Below are 15,433 nucleotides of genomic sequence, written 5' to 3'. Positions count from 1 at the left end.
CCTCAGAAGGTGAAGGCCTGGCTGCGGACGCTGTTGTCGAAGTTGGAGGGGAGGAGTTCGGGCTCGCCGACGGAGCGGACGTCCGGCAGGCGGGTGAACAGCTCGCGGAACATGGTCCTGATCTCCTGACGGGCCAGGTTGGCGCCCAGGCAGAAGTGCGGCCCCGGGCCGCCGAAGCCGACGTGGCCCTTGGTCTCGCGGGTGATGTCGAAGCGGTCGGGGTCGGGGAAGACCTCCTCGTCGCGGTTGGCCGAGCCGTAGAACAGCACGACCTTGTCCCCGGCCTTCAGGTGCAGGCCGCGCAGGTCGTGGTCCTGGGTGACGGTGCGGCGGAACTGCATGATGGGCGAGACGTAACGGACCATCTCCTCGATCGCCCCGCCGATGTGGGCGTCGAAGTCCTCGGTCAGCAGGCGGCGCTGCTCGGGGTTGTCGGTGAGCAGCTTGACGCCGTGCGCCATGGTGTTGCGGGCCGTCTCGTTGCCCGCGACCAGCAGCAGCGCGAAGAACGAGCCGAGCTCGCGGTCGGTGAGCCGTTCCCCGTCCACGTTGGCGGTGACCAGGGCGGAGACCAGGTCGCCCTCGGGCGTCGTGGCGCGCCGCCTGCCCAGCTGGATCACCATGCGCTGCAGGGCGAGCAGCGCCAGCATGTTCTGCCCGGCCATCCTGAGCGTCTGGGGCAGGCTGGGCCGTACCCCGGTGTAGGCGGTCGAGACGTCGACGTGCCGGTGGACCCGCTCCCGCATCTCGTCGGGGATGCCCATCATGTCGCAGATGACGTGGATGGGCAGCCGGGCGGCGACCTGGCGGACGAAGTCGCCGGGGCCCTCGGAGATCACGTCGTCGACGATCCCGGCGCACGCCCTGTCGATGCCGTCCTGCAGCCCGGCGAGCATCTTGGGGCTGAACGCCCGCGAGACGATGCGGCGCAGACGGGCGTGCCGGGGGTCGTCCATGTTCACCATGGACTCGCCGAACACGTGCTTGACCCAGCCGGGCGGCTCGGGGTTGGTCACCGCAGGCTCGCTGGAGAAGACCTTGGCGTTGCGGCTGGCCTCGACCACGTCCGCGTGCCGTACCAGGGCGTAGAAGCCCTTGCCCGAGCGCAGCAGCGGCACCCGCCGTTCCGGGAAGAACACCGGCCGGTCCAGCTCTCGCAGCCGTGCGAACGCCTCGTTGCGCTCCTTGATCGGGCGGCGCCAGAACCCCAGATCGGCCAGATCGATGTCCATGACCCAATCCTGGCACGCCCGTGACCCGCCTCGCCCGGCGCGCCGGGCGCCGGAGATCCGCCGGTGACGGACCTCCGGTCGGCTGTCAGGGGGTCACAGGACCTTCGACTTCGCGCTGAGGTGGCTGCGGATCTCCTTGGCGAGCCGCTTGGCGGAGACGTTCGGGTTGTCGGTCACGGCCGCGCCGAACCGCGCCACGGCGGTGCCCCTGCGTGAGCCGACCCATCCCCTGAGCTTGATGGTCGTCGCGTCGCCCTTGTCGAGGGAGGAGATCAGGCACAGTACGGACCGCCGCTTGACGGAGCACTTCACACTGCGCGGCTTCGAGATCACCCTGACCGTGCGGAAGTGCGTGGAGAAGTCACCGACGAGCGCCACGTAGTGCTGGCCCTTGACCCGCTTGTTGCGCACCTTGACGGTGTAGGTGAGGTTTCCGCCCCGGTAGGTGTACTTGGGGAAGGAGACCTCGTACCGGAAGGGAGCCGAGGCCGCGGTAGGCCGGGCCTCGGCCGCCGCCGCGGTCGAGGGCTGGACGAGAAGGGCACCGCCGAGCGCGGCGGCGAGGGCCGCGGCGGCGAGCCTCCTGGGGAGAAGATCACTCATATGCCGCATCATCTAACAACTTTCAGGAATTCCCCACGTTTTTACAGCAGGGTGGAATGTCCGGCAGGGACGGTGAACCGGGCACCCGTCTTGGCCGGGGCACCGCGGCGGCTGATGTAGTCCAGCGTGCGGAAGTCCGCCTGCAGCTCCTCCTGGGTGATCCGGCAGACGATGTAGCCGCGCCGCTGGTCGAGATAGGAGATGTGCGGGTTCTCCGCGATCGTCTCGGCCACCCTGGCCTTGTCCCGGTAGCCGTCCCCGTCACTGGCGATCGAGGAGGTGACCAGTTCGACCCCGACCTTGGGCGAGTCGGGATCGTCGAAGTCGAGCATGAGGTCGGCCGCGTGGTGCATGTGCATGTCACCGGTCAGCACGACCGGGTTGGCGGCGCCCGAGTCGCGGAAGCCGGTCAGCAGGCGGGTGCGCTCGGCGGCGTAGCCGTCCCAGGAGTCCATGTTGACCTCGATGCCCGGCCCGGCCCGGTAGTCGCGCTGGGCCATCAGGATCTGCTGGGCGACCAGGTTCCAGCGCGCCCGGGAGGAGGCGAGCCCGTCCAGCAGCCAGCGCCGCTGGTCCTCCCCGAGCAGGGTGCGCCGGGTCGCGAGCCGGTCGTCGCATCCGGCCCTGAGCCCGTCCTGGCACGCCTGGTCGTCGCGGAACTGCCGGGTGTCGAGCAGGTGGAAGCGGGCCAGCGGCCCCCAGTCGACCCGCCGGTGGATCCGGATCGAACCGCCGTCGGGCACACTCGTCCCGCGCAGCGGCATGTTCTCGTAGTAGGCCTGGAACGCGTTGGCCCTGCGGCGGGCGAACTCCGGGTCCCCGGTGCTGGAGACCTTCCCGGCCCAGTTGTTCTCGACCTCGTGGTCGTCGAAGGCGACCAGCCACGGCGCGACCGCGTGCGCGGCCCGCAGGTCGGCGTCGCTCTTGTACTGCGCGTGCCGCGTCCGGTAGTCGGCCAGCGTGGCGCACTTGCCCGCGGTGTGCTCACGTACGGCGCCGCCCATCGCGGTGTAGCCCTGGGGGGCGTACTCGTACATGTAGTCGCCCAGGTGGACGACCAGGTCGGGCTCCTGCTCGGCCAACCTGCGGTAGGCCGTGTAGTAGCCGTGCTCGTAGTGGGCGCAGGCGGCCACGGCCAGTGTCAGCGGGGACGGCGCCGCCTCGGCCGCCGGGGCGGTCCGGGTACGGCCCGCGGGCGAGAGGTGTCCCTCCGCGCGGAAGCGGTAGAAGTACTCCCGGCCGGGTTCGAGCCCGTCCAGCTCGACGTGGACGCTGTGCGCCCGTTCCCGCCGGGCGGTCTCCACGCCGCTGCGCAGCACCCTGGTGAAGTTCTCGTCGGCGGCCACCTGCCACTCGACCTCGACGTCCCTGGCGGGCATCCCGCCCAGCCCCTGCGGGCCGAGCGGGTCGGGGGCGAGCCTGGTCCACAGCACGACCCCGTCCGGCGACGGGTCACCCGAGGCGATCCCCAGGGTGAACGGGTCGCGGCGGAGGGTTCGCGAGGTCGTCCGGTTCCCGGTCGGCGTCAGCCCCGCCCCGGTGAGCAACAGGCCGCCCACACCCGTGGCGGCGACGGAAAGGAACACCCTGCGTGACGGTGTCTGCTCCACGCGACCAGTGCAACCCGCCCGTCTTTCCCCGCCGTGGCCTGCGGTCCACGGCGGGATGAACAACCGTTGCACAGGCAAGGGCCTTATCCACCGTCATTGAACACCCGTCTACCCCCGGGCGACGGTCCGGTGAAGGGACGGGTCACTGGAGGTAAGGCTTGAGGTGTTCGTTGAGCGCTCCGCACCCCAGGTAGTTGCGCACGCTGTGGAAGTCGATCCAGTCGAGGTTCACCAGCGTCTCCTGGTCGACGCCGGTGAAGTTTCTGCGCAGTTCGGCGGGGATCGCCACGATGTCGTCCTTGTCGGCGACGTTGACCCAGCGCCTGACCGACGGCGGCTTCCTGCCCTGGCCGTTGATCGGGGCGGGCAGCAGGCGTTCGAAGATGACGTTCTGCATGCCGAGCGGGCTGCCGAGGGTGAGCAGCAGGTCGACCTTCAGGTCGGGGTTGGACCACAGCGTCTCGTAGGCCACCACGCTGCCGAGCGAATGGGCGATGACCACCTTCGGCTGGTTGCGCCTGATCGTCTGCGCCACCGCCGCGCGCGCCTTCTCCCTGGCCTGGCCTCCGGCCGTCATGTAGGCGGCGACCTCGGGGCAGAAGAGTCCCGCGACGTCGGCCGCGTTGGCCTGCAGGCGGTCCAGCAGCCAGCCGGTCATCGCGTGCAGCGCGCCGGTCAGCCCCTCCCCCACCGTGGCGAACTGCTTCGCCCAGGCGACGAAGACCTCCTGGGAGGGGGTGTCCATGGCGCGGACCGCGCGCGCGGACGGTTCCTGGGGTCGCTCGCCCAGCAGGTGCGCGTAGTAGGCGATGTCGGTGACGTAGCGCTCCTGGGCGTACGGCACACCGCCGGTCAGCCCCTTGTGCAGGTAGCGGTTCCATTTCTCACGTACGGCCCCGGCCGCGCCCTCGGCCGAGTTACCCGCGTCGCGGTAGTAGTGGTACTTGCCTATCCCATGCACGCCGACGATCTTGTCCACGCGCCCCCGCCTCTCGTACGGATCTTCACGGTGCGGCCCCCTGGGTTTCCCCGGGAGTCACTGTGGCGGAAGGCGCACCACCCCACAAGACCGGATCACCCGGCCCTTCCCGTCCAGTCAGGGGGATAAATCGCTTGATCAGGGAGTTCGTGCCGTGGATATCCTGGGATCACAGCCCATGAGATTCCGAAGGAGCAGTCCTCCCATGTCCGATCCGCTTGAGATCAGCGGCTCGCTCTGCGTCCCCGAGGCCGAGCTCCGCTGGCGATTCTCCCGCTCCTCGGGGCCGGGCGGGCAGGGGGTCAACACCACCGACAGCCGGGTCGAGCTGAGCTTCGACCTGGCCGCGACCGAGGCTCTGCCGCCGCCGCTCAGGGAGCGCGCGCTCGAACGTCTCGGTCCCCGGCTGGTCGGCGGCGTCATCACCGTCGTCGCCTCGGAGTTCCGTTCCCAGCTGCGCAACCGCGAGGCGGCGCGCGACCGGCTGGCCCGGCTGCTGCGGGAGGCCGTGGCCCCGCCACCGAAGCGGCGCCGTCCGACCAAGCCGAGCAGGGGCTCCGTCGAGCGGCGGATCACCGCCAAGAAGCACCGCTCCGATCTCAAGCGGCTACGCCGGGGTGACTTCTGAGCGCCTGAACGGCCGATGGCAGAATGGGCCGATGCCCCTCGTCCCCAGCGTCCGCGCGGTGATCCTCGACGACGACCGGCTCGTGCTGTTCCGGCGCACGGTTCCCGGACAGGACCTCTACTGGTCGATCCCCGGCGGCCACGTCGAGCCGCAGGACGCCTCCCTTGAGCACACCCTCCACCGCGAGGTGCTTGAGGAACTGGGCGCGGTCGTCTCCGACGTCACCCCGCTGACCACCCTTGAGTGCGTGCGCGACGACGGCGTCAAGATCCAGCACGTGTACGGCTGCCGCCTGGTCTCGATGGACCTCGCCCTGCGCTGCGGCCCCGAGTTCTCCGACCCCGCCAGAGGCGTCTACGAGGTCGTACGGCTGCCGCTCGACCCCGCGGAGATCACGGCCGTCAACATCGTCCCGCCGGAGCTCGGCGCCTACCTCGCCGCCGAGATCACCTGCCTCTCCACTCAGATCAAAGCCCGCTGAGGGCGCGGAGATCGCTCCGCCGGCCTTCGCCCGCCCGCTCCTCCCGCGCCGGAGCGGCCTCCGACACGTCAGTCTCGTGTGCGGGCCCGGCTCAGCGGAGCCGAGGGGTCGGCCGCCAGGTGCCGTGAGGAGGGCGGTGCTCCCGCGGCGACCAGCAGGTCCCCGACTGCGGCGATCATCGCGCCGTTGTCGGTGCACAGCCCCGGGGGCGGGATCCGCAGCGTGAGGCCCGCCGCGCGGCAGCGCTCGGCGGCGAGTTCGCGCAGTCTCCGGTTCGCGGCGACCCCGCCGACGATCACGAGGGTGTCCACTCCGGCGCCCAGGCAGGCCTCGACGGCCTTGCGGGTCAGCACGTCGGCCACCGCCTCCTGGAAGGAGGCCGCGACGTCGGGCACGGCGAGGGAGTCGCCCGCCCGCGCCACATGCCTGGCCACGGCGCTCTTGAGCCCGGAGAAGGAGAAGTCGTGGCCGTCGCCGAGCATCGCCCGGGGGAAGGCGACCGCCCCGGGGTCGCCGTCGCGGGCGGCCTCGGCGACGGCGGGACCGCCGGGGTAGGCGAGCCCGAGGAGCCTGGCGACCTTGTCGAACGCCTCGCCCGCGGCGTCGTCACGGGTGTCGCCGAGGTGGACGACCGGGTCACGGGCCAGGTCCCCGAGCAGGAGCAGCGAGGTGTGCCCTCCTGAGACGATCAGCGCGACCGAGCGCGGCGGCAGCGGGCCGTGCTCCAGGGTGTCGGCGGCCACGTGCCCGGCCAGGTGGTGCACGCCGTACAGGGGGAGGTCCCAGGCCAGCGCGTAGGCCTTGGCGGCGGCGATCCCGGTCTGCAGCGCGGTGGCCAGGCCGGGCCCCGAGGTGACCGCGACCGCGTCGATCTCGGACGGACCGACCCCGGCCCGCTCGAAGGCGGCCCGCACGCAGGGGACGAGCGACTCCAGGTGGGCGCGGGCGGCGATCTCCGGCACCACCCCGCCGAAGCGCGCGTGTTCCTCCATCGAGGAGGACAGCGCGGCGCCGAGGAGCCGGCCGCCGGAGACGATGCCGACGCCGGTCTCGTCGCACGAGGTCTCGATCCCCAGGACGACCGCCATGCCACCCCCTTATTGCAAGTAATTCGCAACTACGAATGATAGGCATCAAGACTCTTTCGGGCGAACGCCGTACGCTCTGGATTTAGTAGGACGTCCGACTACATTGAGGAGCGAACGAGATCATGCGCGTCGTCGTCACCCGCGGGCTCGTGGGGGCCGCCTGATGAACCTCCAGCCGGACGCCGAGGTCGTGACCCTGGTCACCGGACGCCTCGGGCAGATCATCCTCAACCGGCCCCGCGCCCTGAACGCCCTGAACCACGACATGATCCGCCGGATCGACACCGCCCTGCGGGCCTGGGCCTGCGACGACGCCGTCTCCGCCGTGCTCATCAGGGGGACGGGCGAGCGCGGCCTGTGCGCCGGGGGCGACATCCGCGCCATCCACGAGGACGTCAGGACCGGGGGCGGGGCCTCACCGGCGTTCTGGCGGGACGAGTACCGCCTCAACGCCCTCATCGCGCGGTACGGCAAGCCGTACGTGGCCCTGATGGACGGCATCGTCATGGGCGGCGGGGTGGGCGTCTCCGCGCACGGCGGTGTGCGGATCGTCACCGAACGCACCGCCCTGGCCATGCCGGAGACCACGATCGGCTTCCTGACCGACGTGGGAGGCACCTACCTGCTGTCGCGGGCGCCCGGCGAGCTCGGCACCCACATGGCGCTGACCTCGGCGGCGATCGGGGCGGGCGACGCCGTCGCCTGCGGGCTCGCCGACCACTTCGTCCCCTCGGCGGATCTCGGCGCCCTCACCGCCGAACTGGCCTCGGGGGACGTGGCGGGGGTCGTCGCCGCCTTCGCCCGCCCGGTGCCGCCCGGGAAGCTGACCGGCGAACGCGGATGGATCGACGCCTGCTACTCCGCCGAAACGGTCGAGGAGATCGTGGAGCGGCTGCTCGGCGACGGCGCCGAGGAGGCGAAGCGGGCGGCGGAACTGGTCTCGGCCAGGTCGCCGACCGCGCTGAAGGTCACCCTGCGCGCCCTGCGCCTGGCCCGGGGGCTCGGCTCCCTTGAGGAGGCGCTCGACCAGGAGTACCGCGTCGCCTGCGCGATGCCGTCCGCGCCCGACCTGGTCGAGGGCATCCGCGCCCAGGTGATCGACAAGGACCGCTCCCCCCGCTGGTCCCCCGCCCGTCTCGAAGAGGTGAGCGAGCGGGACGTGGACCGCTTCTTCGCACCCCTGGGCGAACACGAGCTCGGTCTGTCCGCGGGGCCGGGGTGACGGCCGTTCAGGCGCGTCCCTCCCGGCCTCCCGTACGGCTTCTCGCGCGGCCGGCGAGCAGGACACAGTCGCCGCACTTGCCGCCGCCGGGCAGCCGGTAGTACAGGCAGCAGCTGCGCCGGGTGAAGACCGGCCGCCCGGGGACGGGTTCATCCAGCTCACCGGTGTCGCGCAGCAGCCCCGTCCCCAGCAGCTCCCTGCCGAGCGCGACGGCCCTCGTGGCCAGGTCGGGGCGCCGGCCCGCGAGGACGCACACGGCTCCCGCCAGGGCCGAGGCGGCGTTGCCCCACAGCAGGCCCGGCGCGATCCCGACGACCTCCCGTACGGCCAGCGCCAGCGGTTCGAGCAGCCCGGTCACCACGCCGCGGTACATCGGCACGGCCGCCTCGACGGGGCCGGGCACACGCCGTCCCGCGGGCCGTACGGCGCGCAGCGGCAGCGGCCCGGCGGGGGCCGGGTACCAGTGAAGCCGGTCGGGGGCCAGGTCGAGGAGGAGGTCGTGGGCGGCCACGGCCCCGACGACCGGCGACCACAGGCGGGCCGCGAGCCCCTGGAACTGGATGGAGGCCGCCACCCGTGGCTGGTCGGTGCCCAGGCGCACGGCGACCTCGGCGACGCGCCGTTCCAGCAGGGCGCGGTCGGTGAGCAGGTCGGTGAGCGGCCGCCAGCCCGGCTCCGCCTCACCCTCGTCGAGCTCGAAGTAGCCGCCGGCCGAGGACACCTCGGCCATCGCCGCAGAGACGGCCTCCGGGGCGGCGGGCGCGATCACGGGGGCGCGCCGGACGGGGGACATGACGAATCACCGATCCTCTCCCGGGGAGGTCCGCCCCGGCCTGGCCTGAGGAGGCGACCGCGTGAGTCTCCGGCTCCCGGCGAGACTCGTCGTGAGCCATCCGCCCACGACCGGCTCGCCGGTCACGGTGGCGGGACCGCGCCGGACTCGCACCGGCTTCCTCTGACCGCCGTCGCCCGCGGCGGCATCATCTCACAGGGGACGGAGACTTCTCTGTGCTCCGGGCGCCGACCTCTGGCGGACCGGCCCGGCGGGACCCGCCCACGGCGGGGAGGGCAGACTCTTCCCCGTGAAGCGAATCCTCATCATCGGCATCGGCGCGGGCGACCCCGACCATCTCACCCTCCAGGCGGTCAAGGCCATCGGCCGGGCCGACGCCTTCCTGCTGGTGGACAAGGGAGAGGTCAAACACGACCTGGCCGATCTGCGCCGGGACATGATCGAGGCGCACGGGCGGCGGCCGTACCGGGTGGTGCAGGCCCAGGACCCGGAGCGGGACAGGACCACCCCCGCCTACGCCTCGGCCGTCGAGACGTGGCGTTCGCGGCGCGCCGACCTGTACGAGGCGTTCGTCCGCGACGAACTCGGCGAGGACGAGACCGGGGCGATCCTCGTCTGGGGCGACCCCGGCCTCTACGACAGCACGCTCGCCGGGATCGAGGAGGTCGCCGGGCGGGGGACGGTCGTCTTCGACCACGAGGTCGTCCCGGGCATCACCAGCGTCTCCGCGCTGACCGCCCGGCACCGTACCAACCTGAACCGGGTCGGCCGCCCGGTGCACATCACCACCGGCCGCCGCCTGGCACAGGAGGGGCCGACGGCCGACGACGTCCTCGTCATGCTCGACGCGCACTGCGCCTTCGCCGACCTGGGGGACAGGGCGGAGGAGTTCCACATCTACTGGGGCGCCTACCTGGGCACCCCGGACGAGATCCTGGTCTCCGGGCCGGTGACCGAGGTGGCGGGGCGCATCCGCGACCTGCGCGCGCAGGCCCGGGAGCGCAAGGGCTGGATCATGGACACCTACCTGCTCAGGCGCCTGCCCCCGGCGTGAGGCTCAGCTCCCTGCCGCCCGCCCCGTGCCCGTACGGCCCGCGTGCCACTCGTGGGCCGGCAGCCAGATGAGGGAGCAGCCACCCATGACGCCGGTCAGCACGCCCACGGGCAGCCGGGCCGGGGCGAGCAGGCGCCGGGCGGCCAGGCAAAGGGCCAGTGGTATGAACCAGGTCACAGGCCGCCACCTTGACAGGGCGCGCCGAAATCCAAAAACTGAGCTTAGGCTTACCTAAGTTACCTGAAGCTCGCCGCCGCCCGGACGTGGGCCCCGGGCGCGGCGTCCGCCGCATCGTGGTCTCGACGCTACGGGAGACCACGATGCGGCCGGGGCCCTGGCATACCGGCCCCGAGGAGCGTTCGCCGCCCGGACGAGAGGCAGGACCGGGCCCGGGTACGGCGGGCCGACCGCCGCCGACCGGAGACACCCCGGTTCGGGGCGGGGGGCGACCAAGGGGCGATCCGGGGCGGGCTAGGCTGTGGGGGAACCCTCGCGTCGGCTCGCCGAGCCCGGCCGGGGCGTCTCGCGGCGGTGGGGCCCGCCGTACCCGAACCGCGGCACGCGCGCCGCCAACGGTCCCTGCTCGTGACAGCTCGCGCCCTGGAACCCGGGGCGCACGCCACGTGTGGGGAGGATCATGCGCCCGGATGAGGTGGGGCCCGCAACGGTGACCGAGCCCGTCGACCCAGACGTCGATCTCGCCGACGTACGGCGCCGCCGCCAGGCACGCCGCTCGCAGCTGCGCGTGCTCGCCGCGGTCGCCGCCGGAGGCTCGATCGGCGCGGCGGCCCGTTACGGGGCGTCTCTGCTGTGGCCGACCCCGCCTGCGGCCTTCCCGTGGACCACGCTGGGCGTCAACGCCCTCGGCTGCCTGGTGATCGGCGTCTTCCTCGTGACGCTGACCGAGGCCTGGGCCGCCCCCGTCTGGGTGCGGCCGTTCTTCGCGACCGGCGTGCTCGGCGGGTTCACCACCTTCTCCACCTACTGCGTGGACATCGAACGCCTGGTCGCAGCCGGACGGCCCGGCCCGGCGCTGACCTACATGGCCGTCACGGTCGTGGCCGCCATGGCCTCGGTCGCGGCCGGAGCGTGGATCACCCGCCTGATCCTGGCGGCGGTGAGACGGAAGGCAGGGAGAACACGATGATCATGTCTGGGCGAGGGCTGAGACTGACCGTCTTCCTCGACGACACCGACACCTGGCACCACCGTCCGATGTACACCGAGATCGTGCACCGCGCCCACGCCGCCGGGCTGGCCGGGGCGTCGGTCTTCCACGGCCTTGAGGGCTTCGGCGCCACACAGGTCGTGCACACCACCCGGCTGCTGTCGATGGCCGACGACCTGCCGGTCGCCGTGGTGATCATCGACACCGAGGAGGCCGTCCGCGCCTTCCTGCCCCAGCTCGACGACCTGCTCATCGAGGGCGTGGCCGTACTCGACCAGGTCGAGATCGTCCACCATCGCGGCGGGCGAGCAGAACGGTGAGAGACACGGTGGGAGACACGGTGCGGAGGGGGGCACGGTGAACTGGCTGCTGGTGCTGGCCGGCGCCGCCGTCGGCGCGCCACTGCGTTATCTGACCGACCGGACGGTCCAGGCCCGGCACGACACGGTCTTCCCGTGGGGGACCTTCACCGTCAACGTGTCCGGCTCCCTCGTCCTCGGCCTGCTGGCCGGGGCCGCGCTGTCCGGCGCGGTGGGCACGGAGATCCAGTTGCTGGTGGGGACCGGGTTCTGCGGGGCGCTGACCACCTACTCGACGTTCTCCTACGAGACGTTGCAGCTGGCCGAGAACGGCGCGCGTTTCTACGCGGTGGTCAACGTCGTCGCCTCGGTGGTCGCGGGTCTCGGCGCCGTTTTCGTCGGCATGACCCTCGCCCGGGTCCTCTTCGCCTGACGCCGGGGCCTCCCATCGCCCCTCAAACCGACCTCCACGGACGGATTCCCCGGCGGAGACGTCTCTGCCGTGCCACGCGTCCGCCCCGCGCGGTCCGGCCGCGGGTAAAGAAAGAGGCCTTCTTCCTTGATTGAGGAAGAACAACCCTTTTTCTCACCGTTACCTCTGTGAGCTGCGGATATGACGCGGCGTATACGCAAGGTTCCGACTTTTGGGGTAGTTCATATGTTCGCGGTGCTCGTCGCGGTACTCGCGGGAGCCTTCATCTCGGTCCTGCTGGTCGTGGTCGTCCTGTCGGCGACCAGGGGCAGCCGGGCCAGGCGTCCGCAGCGGCCCGTCTCCACAGGACCTCACCGGCATGTGAACCGTGTCCTCTCCCCACTCGGTCTCGCCTCCCTCCTGCAACGCGGCCACCGGCGCTCAAGGACCCGCGCGGCCGGACCCGGCGCGGGATGACGGCTGTGTCTCCTTGCTCCGCCTGACGGCGTCGCGGGGCTTGGGCGCCTCCGAGTCGGCGCTTTCCCTCGTCACTGTGTCTCCTTGCTCCGCCTGACGGCGTCGCGGGCTTGGGCGCCTCCGGGTCGGCGCTTTCCCTCGTCACTGCGTCGCTGCGCTCCTGCGTTCCTCAGTCCAAGCGCCGACGGCGCCCAAGCCGAAACTCCTCGCGCTGAGGGCCGGTAGGGCATCGATGGCCGCCGTCTCCGTCAGTGGTGCGTGGTCAACCGGTTGGCGGTGGTGTGACGGCTGGGCGGCCGTTCGTCGGTGCTTGAGACCGTGGTCGCACGGGCGAGGCGCCGGGTGCGACTCCGGTCGCACGTTATGGAGCCTTGGGGTCGATGTGGCGCCGTGTGCCCTGCTCTGAGAATGGCCGGGTGACCGAGATCATCGCGGGGCTGTACATGTCCCCGCTGGAACTTCTTTCCCTGCTGGGCGCCCTCGCGCTGGTGGTGGCGCGCTGGCTTGCCCCGCCCGCCCGCCCGTACGTCACGATCGCGGCGGGGACGGTCTTCGTGCTGTCCGCGATCGCGCTGGGTGTGGCGGGGCTCCGCTGGCAGATGCTGCCGGTGCTGGCGGGCGCCGCCGTGGCGTTTCCGTTCGCTCTCGCTCCCCTGCTGGGACGCCGTACCGGCCGGTCGGCGTGGCGGGCCCGGTGGTGGCTGGCGTTGCCGGGGTCTGCGGTCTGCGCCTGCCTGATCGCCGGGGGTCCGGTGGCCGCCTGGGCCTTCCCGGTTCCCGTGTTCCCCGAGCCGTCAGGCCGTTTCGCGGTCGGCACCCGGGTGGCGCAGTGGACCGACCCGCACCGGCCCGAGAGCTTCACCGCCGATCCGGACGACCGGCGCACGGTCGTGGTCCAGCTCTGGTATCCCGCGCGCAGGAACCCCGCGGGCGCGCGGCGGGCCCAGTACCTCGGACGCACCGAGCAGGAGGCACGTGTCGTCTCCGGCACCCTCGCCCGCCAGGTCGGCCTGCCCGGCTTCCTGATCGACGGCGTCCCGCGTGCCCGCTCCCGTTCGGTCTTCGACGCTCCGGTGGCCGGGGGGAGCGAACGGTTCCCGGTCGTGCTGTTCTCTCCCGGGTCGGGCGGGGTTCGCACCCAGAACACCGCCTGGGCCGAGGAACTGGCCAGCCACGGCTACGTGGTCGCCACCCTCGACCACCCGTACGACTCCGCCGCCGTCGTCCTCGCCGACGGCCGGACGATTCACGCCAGGACCGCCTCCACCGGAGACCGGGACAAGGACGACAGGCTGGCGGTCGGCTGGACGGCCGTCCGGGCCTCCGACCTCGGCTTCGTCCTCACGCAACTGGAGCGACTGGATCGAGGCGAGATCACCGACCCGCTGGCCGGACGCCTGGACACCGGCCGGGTCGCGGTCACCGGCCACTCCATGGGTGGTGCCGCCGCCCTGCAGGCCGCCCGGCAGGACAGCCGGTTCGACGCCGTCATCGACCTGGACGGATACCCTCACGGCCCCGCCTCCCCCGCCCTCAACCAGCCGGCGCTCGCGCTGACCCAGGCCGTGACCCCGGGAACCGACGCGCGTTACATCCCCCGCCTCACCGAGGCCCTCAAGTCCGGCACCGCGACGAACTACCGGCTCACCGTTCCCGGCGCCGCGCACCTCACCTTCATGGACGGCCCCCTGTACCTGCCGCCTGTGCCGTCGATCGTCGGTTCCCTGGGCCGTGCCGAGAGCCCGCGCGTCGTCGCCGCGGCCACCCTCGCCTTCCTGGACGCCACCCTGCGGCACGAACCCGGTGACCTGGCCCGCGACCTGTCGGCCTACGGCGACCTCAGCGTCCACCGCCCTGGTGAAGGCCGCTGACCGGCGCCGGAACACACCTCGTCCTCCGGACGGTCAGATCAGGACGTCCGCGTCCGTACGGCTTCGCAGTTCTTCGACGCTCACGCCGGGGGCGGTCTCGACGAGCCTCAGGCCTTCGGGGGTGACGTCGAGGACGCCGAGGTCGGTGATGACCCGGTTGACGCACGCCCTGCCGGTGAGCGGCAGCGAGCACCGCCGTACGAGCTTCGGGGAACCGTCCTTGGCGGTGTGGTCCGTGATCACGATGACCTTGCGGACGCCGTGAACCAGGTCCATCGCCCCGCCCATGCCCTTGACCAGCCTGCCGGGGACCATCCAGTTGGCCAGGTCGCCGCCTTCGGAGACCTGCATCGCCCCCAGCACCGCCACGTCGATGTGACCGCCGCGGATCATGCCGAACGACAGCGCGGAGTCGAAGAACGACGCGCCCGGCCGTACGGTGACCGTCTCCTTGCCCGCGTTGATCAGGTCCGGGTCCACCTCGTCCTCGGCGGGGTAGGGGCCGACGCCCAGGATGCCGTTCTCCGAGTGCAGGACGACCTCGACGTCCGGCGGCAGGAAGGAGGGGATGCGGGTGGGCAGGCCGATGCCGAGGTTGACGTGGTCGCCGTCGCGCAGCTCGGCCGCCGCCCGCGCGACCATCTCGTCACGGCTCCAGCTCATCGGGACTCCTCGAAGGTCATGACGTGGTCCGCTTCTCGATGGCCTTGTCCGCCGCCTGCTCGGGGGTGAGCACCAGCACGCGCTGGACGAACACGCCCGGCAGGTGGACCTCGTCGGGGTCGAGCTCGGTCAGCTCCTCGACCTCGGCGACGGTGACACGTCCGGCCATCGCGGCCAGCGGGTTGAAGTTCCTGGCGGCCTTGCTGAAGACCAGGTTGCCGTGCCTGTCCCCCTTCGCCGCCCTGACCAGCGCGAAGTCGGTGGTGATGCCGCGTTCGAGCACGTATGACCTGCCGTCGAACTCGCGGACCTCCTTGGGCGGCGAGGCGACGGCGACCGAGCCGTCGGGGGCGTGGCGCAGCGGCAGGCCGCCGTCCGCGACCGGGGTGCCGACGCCCGCCGGGGTGTAGAAGGCCGGGATGCCGCTGCCGCCCGCGCGCAGCCGTTCGGCCAGGCTGCCCTGCGGGGTCAGTTCGACCTCGATGTCACCGGCGAGGTACTGCCGGGCGAACTCCTTGTTCTCGCCGATGTAGGAGGCGGTCACCCGGACGATGCGCCGGGCGGCCAGCAGGAGGCCGAGGCCGCCGCCGTCCACCCCGCAGTTGTTCGACACCACGGAGACTCCGGTCACCCCGGTCTCGTAGAGGGCCTGGATCAGCACGTTCGGGATGCCGCTGAGGCCGAAGCCGCCGACCGCGAACGACGCCCCGTCGCCGACCCCGGCCAGCGCGTCCGCCGCCGTGGCGACCACCTTGTCTCTCCGCACGTGTGTTCCACCCGCCCGAGATGTTCGTTGAGTGAACTTTAGTTCACTATTGTTGTGTCGAGTATGCGGTCCGGAGTAGTTCCTGTC

General features: G+C 71.9%; 18 protein-coding genes and 1 riboswitch. Of the genes, 9 read left to right on the top strand and 9 right to left on the bottom strand.

Annotation, left to right across the window (positions count from 1 at the left end; translation table 11 throughout):
• Positions 1-2: 2 nt before the first annotated feature.
• The 4 genes from ACIBVQ_RS04395 to ACIBVQ_RS04380 form a co-directional block, all read right to left on the bottom strand.
• Positions 3-1,232 carry a cytochrome P450 gene (locus tag ACIBVQ_RS04395; RefSeq protein WP_352009224.1) on the bottom strand — a complete coding sequence of 410 codons (1,230 nt, stop codon included), beginning with the start codon at positions 1,230-1,232 and terminating at the stop codon, positions 3-5.
• Positions 1,233-1,325: 93 nt separating this feature from the next.
• Positions 1,326-1,835, bottom strand: coding sequence for a hypothetical protein (locus ACIBVQ_RS04390; protein ID WP_399175531.1), 510 nt, complete (start codon positions 1,833-1,835; stop codon positions 1,326-1,328).
• Positions 1,836-1,876: 41 nt separating this feature from the next.
• Positions 1,877-3,445 carry an alkaline phosphatase D family protein gene (locus tag ACIBVQ_RS04385; RefSeq protein WP_399175529.1) on the bottom strand — a complete coding sequence of 523 codons (1,569 nt, stop codon included), beginning with the start codon at positions 3,443-3,445 and terminating at the stop codon, positions 1,877-1,879.
• A 142-nt stretch (positions 3,446-3,587) separates the two neighbouring features.
• The gene (locus tag ACIBVQ_RS04380; RefSeq protein ID WP_352009221.1) at positions 3,588-4,424 is read right to left on the bottom strand and encodes a hypothetical protein; all 837 of its coding nucleotides are present in this window, start codon (positions 4,422-4,424) and stop codon (positions 3,588-3,590) included.
• 205 nt (positions 4,425-4,629) lie between these two features.
• Here ACIBVQ_RS04380 and arfB point away from each other — a divergent pair, with 205 nt between their 5' ends.
• Positions 4,630-5,052: an alternative ribosome rescue aminoacyl-tRNA hydrolase ArfB gene (gene arfB / locus ACIBVQ_RS04375; protein WP_386189865.1), complete on the top strand. Its 423-nt coding sequence runs from the start codon at positions 4,630-4,632 to the stop codon at positions 5,050-5,052.
• 31 nt (positions 5,053-5,083) lie between these two features.
• On the top strand, positions 5,084-5,533 hold the full coding sequence (locus tag ACIBVQ_RS04370; RefSeq protein ID WP_399175526.1) for an NUDIX domain-containing protein: 450 nt from the start codon (positions 5,084-5,086) through the stop codon (positions 5,531-5,533).
• Positions 5,534-5,601: 68 nt separating this feature from the next.
• On the opposite strand, the gene tsaD is transcribed toward ACIBVQ_RS04370, so the two are convergent.
• A complete protein-coding gene (gene tsaD / locus ACIBVQ_RS04365) occupies positions 5,602-6,621 on the bottom strand; it encodes a tRNA (adenosine(37)-N6)-threonylcarbamoyltransferase complex transferase subunit TsaD (RefSeq protein WP_352009218.1) in 1,020 nt (339 codons plus the stop codon).
• A gap of 163 nt (positions 6,622-6,784) precedes the next feature.
• Between tsaD and ACIBVQ_RS04360 the strand changes: the two genes are divergently transcribed.
• Entirely contained in the window at positions 6,785-7,843 is a 1,059-nt protein-coding gene (locus ACIBVQ_RS04360) for an enoyl-CoA hydratase/isomerase family protein (RefSeq protein ID WP_399175524.1), read from the top strand.
• A gap of 7 nt (positions 7,844-7,850) precedes the next feature.
• Here ACIBVQ_RS04360 and ACIBVQ_RS04355 read toward each other — a convergent pair whose 3' ends face one another.
• Complete coding sequence (locus tag ACIBVQ_RS04355; RefSeq protein ID WP_399175522.1) at positions 7,851-8,636, bottom strand: (2Fe-2S)-binding protein; 786 nt, start codon at positions 8,634-8,636, stop codon at positions 7,851-7,853.
• Between the two features lie 63 nt (positions 8,637-8,699).
• Positions 8,700-8,800: riboswitch (cobalamin riboswitch) on the bottom strand.
• A gap of 125 nt (positions 8,801-8,925) precedes the next feature.
• On the opposite strand from ACIBVQ_RS04355, the gene cobF reads away from it, so the two are divergent.
• On the top strand, positions 8,926-9,690 hold the full coding sequence (cobF, locus tag ACIBVQ_RS04350; protein ID WP_399175520.1) for a precorrin-6A synthase (deacetylating): 765 nt from the start codon (positions 8,926-8,928) through the stop codon (positions 9,688-9,690).
• A gap of 3 nt (positions 9,691-9,693) precedes the next feature.
• On the opposite strand, the gene ACIBVQ_RS04345 is transcribed toward cobF, so the two are convergent.
• On the bottom strand, positions 9,694-9,867 hold the full coding sequence (locus ACIBVQ_RS04345; RefSeq protein ID WP_399175518.1) for a hypothetical protein: 174 nt from the start codon (positions 9,865-9,867) through the stop codon (positions 9,694-9,696).
• Between the two features lie 460 nt (positions 9,868-10,327).
• Between ACIBVQ_RS04345 and crcB (ACIBVQ_RS04340) the strand changes: the two genes are divergently transcribed.
• The 5 genes from crcB (ACIBVQ_RS04340) (at position 10,328) to ACIBVQ_RS04320 (ending at position 13,917) form a co-directional block, all read left to right on the top strand.
• Positions 10,328-10,837 carry a fluoride efflux transporter CrcB gene (crcB, locus tag ACIBVQ_RS04340; protein WP_399175516.1) on the top strand — a complete coding sequence of 170 codons (510 nt, stop codon included), beginning with the start codon at positions 10,328-10,330 and terminating at the stop codon, positions 10,835-10,837.
• Positions 10,834-11,178 (top strand): DUF190 domain-containing protein, encoded by a 345-nt coding sequence (locus tag ACIBVQ_RS04335; RefSeq protein WP_352009213.1) that lies wholly within the window; start codon positions 10,834-10,836, stop codon positions 11,176-11,178. The genes crcB (ACIBVQ_RS04340) and ACIBVQ_RS04335 overlap by 4 nt, the downstream gene beginning before the upstream one ends.
• Positions 11,179-11,215: 37 nt before the next feature.
• On the top strand, positions 11,216-11,590 hold the full coding sequence (crcB, locus tag ACIBVQ_RS04330; protein ID WP_352009212.1) for a fluoride efflux transporter CrcB: 375 nt from the start codon (positions 11,216-11,218) through the stop codon (positions 11,588-11,590).
• Positions 11,591-11,815: 225 nt separating this feature from the next.
• Positions 11,816-12,046: a hypothetical protein gene (locus tag ACIBVQ_RS04325; protein ID WP_352009211.1), complete on the top strand. Its 231-nt coding sequence runs from the start codon at positions 11,816-11,818 to the stop codon at positions 12,044-12,046.
• A gap of 416 nt (positions 12,047-12,462) precedes the next feature.
• Entirely contained in the window at positions 12,463-13,917 is a 1,455-nt protein-coding gene (locus ACIBVQ_RS04320) for an alpha/beta hydrolase family protein (RefSeq protein ID WP_399175513.1), read from the top strand.
• A gap of 33 nt (positions 13,918-13,950) precedes the next feature.
• Here ACIBVQ_RS04320 and ACIBVQ_RS04315 read toward each other — a convergent pair whose 3' ends face one another.
• Together ACIBVQ_RS04315 and ACIBVQ_RS04310 are read right to left on the bottom strand one after the other, a co-directional pair.
• Positions 13,951-14,580 carry a CoA transferase subunit B gene (locus ACIBVQ_RS04315; RefSeq protein ID WP_352009209.1) on the bottom strand — a complete coding sequence of 210 codons (630 nt, stop codon included), beginning with the start codon at positions 14,578-14,580 and terminating at the stop codon, positions 13,951-13,953.
• 16 nt (positions 14,581-14,596) lie between these two features.
• Positions 14,597-15,346, bottom strand: coding sequence for a CoA transferase subunit A (locus ACIBVQ_RS04310; protein ID WP_399175511.1), 750 nt, complete (start codon positions 15,344-15,346; stop codon positions 14,597-14,599).
• Positions 15,347-15,433 lie beyond the last annotated feature (87 nt).

This window comes from Streptosporangium sp. NPDC049376 (assembly GCF_044466505.1).
Classification (GTDB): Bacteria; Actinomycetota; Actinomycetes; order Streptosporangiales; family Streptosporangiaceae; genus Streptosporangium.
This window is presented reverse-complemented; position numbering and strand designations above follow the sequence as displayed.

What these genes read in the sequence shown, in the direction of transcription:
- ACIBVQ_RS04390 (WP_399175531.1), bottom strand. Translation starts at nt 1,835, where the DNA reads ATGAGTGATCTTCTCCCCAGGAGGCTCGCCGCCGCGGCCCTCGCCGCC.
- ACIBVQ_RS04315 (WP_352009209.1), bottom strand. Translation starts at nt 14,580, where the DNA reads ATGAGCTGGAGCCGTGACGAGATGGTCGCGCGGGCGGCGGCCGAGCTG.
- ACIBVQ_RS04360 (WP_399175524.1), top strand. Translation starts at nt 6,785, where the DNA reads ATGAACCTCCAGCCGGACGCCGAGGTCGTGACCCTGGTCACCGGACGC.
- ACIBVQ_RS04325 (WP_352009211.1), top strand. Translation starts at nt 11,816, where the DNA reads ATGTTCGCGGTGCTCGTCGCGGTACTCGCGGGAGCCTTCATCTCGGTC.
- ACIBVQ_RS04370 (WP_399175526.1), top strand. Translation starts at nt 5,084, where the DNA reads ATGCCCCTCGTCCCCAGCGTCCGCGCGGTGATCCTCGACGACGACCGG.
- arfB (WP_386189865.1), top strand. Translation starts at nt 4,630, where the DNA reads ATGTCCGATCCGCTTGAGATCAGCGGCTCGCTCTGCGTCCCCGAGGCC.
- crcB (WP_399175516.1), top strand. Translation starts at nt 10,328, where the DNA reads ATGCGCCCGGATGAGGTGGGGCCCGCAACGGTGACCGAGCCCGTCGAC.
- ACIBVQ_RS04335 (WP_352009213.1), top strand. Translation starts at nt 10,834, where the DNA reads ATGATCATGTCTGGGCGAGGGCTGAGACTGACCGTCTTCCTCGACGAC.
- ACIBVQ_RS04355 (WP_399175522.1), bottom strand. Translation starts at nt 8,636, where the DNA reads ATGTCCCCCGTCCGGCGCGCCCCCGTGATCGCGCCCGCCGCCCCGGAG.
- tsaD (WP_352009218.1), bottom strand. Translation starts at nt 6,621, where the DNA reads ATGGCGGTCGTCCTGGGGATCGAGACCTCGTGCGACGAGACCGGCGTC.
- ACIBVQ_RS04395 (WP_352009224.1), bottom strand. Translation starts at nt 1,232, where the DNA reads ATGGACATCGATCTGGCCGATCTGGGGTTCTGGCGCCGCCCGATCAAG.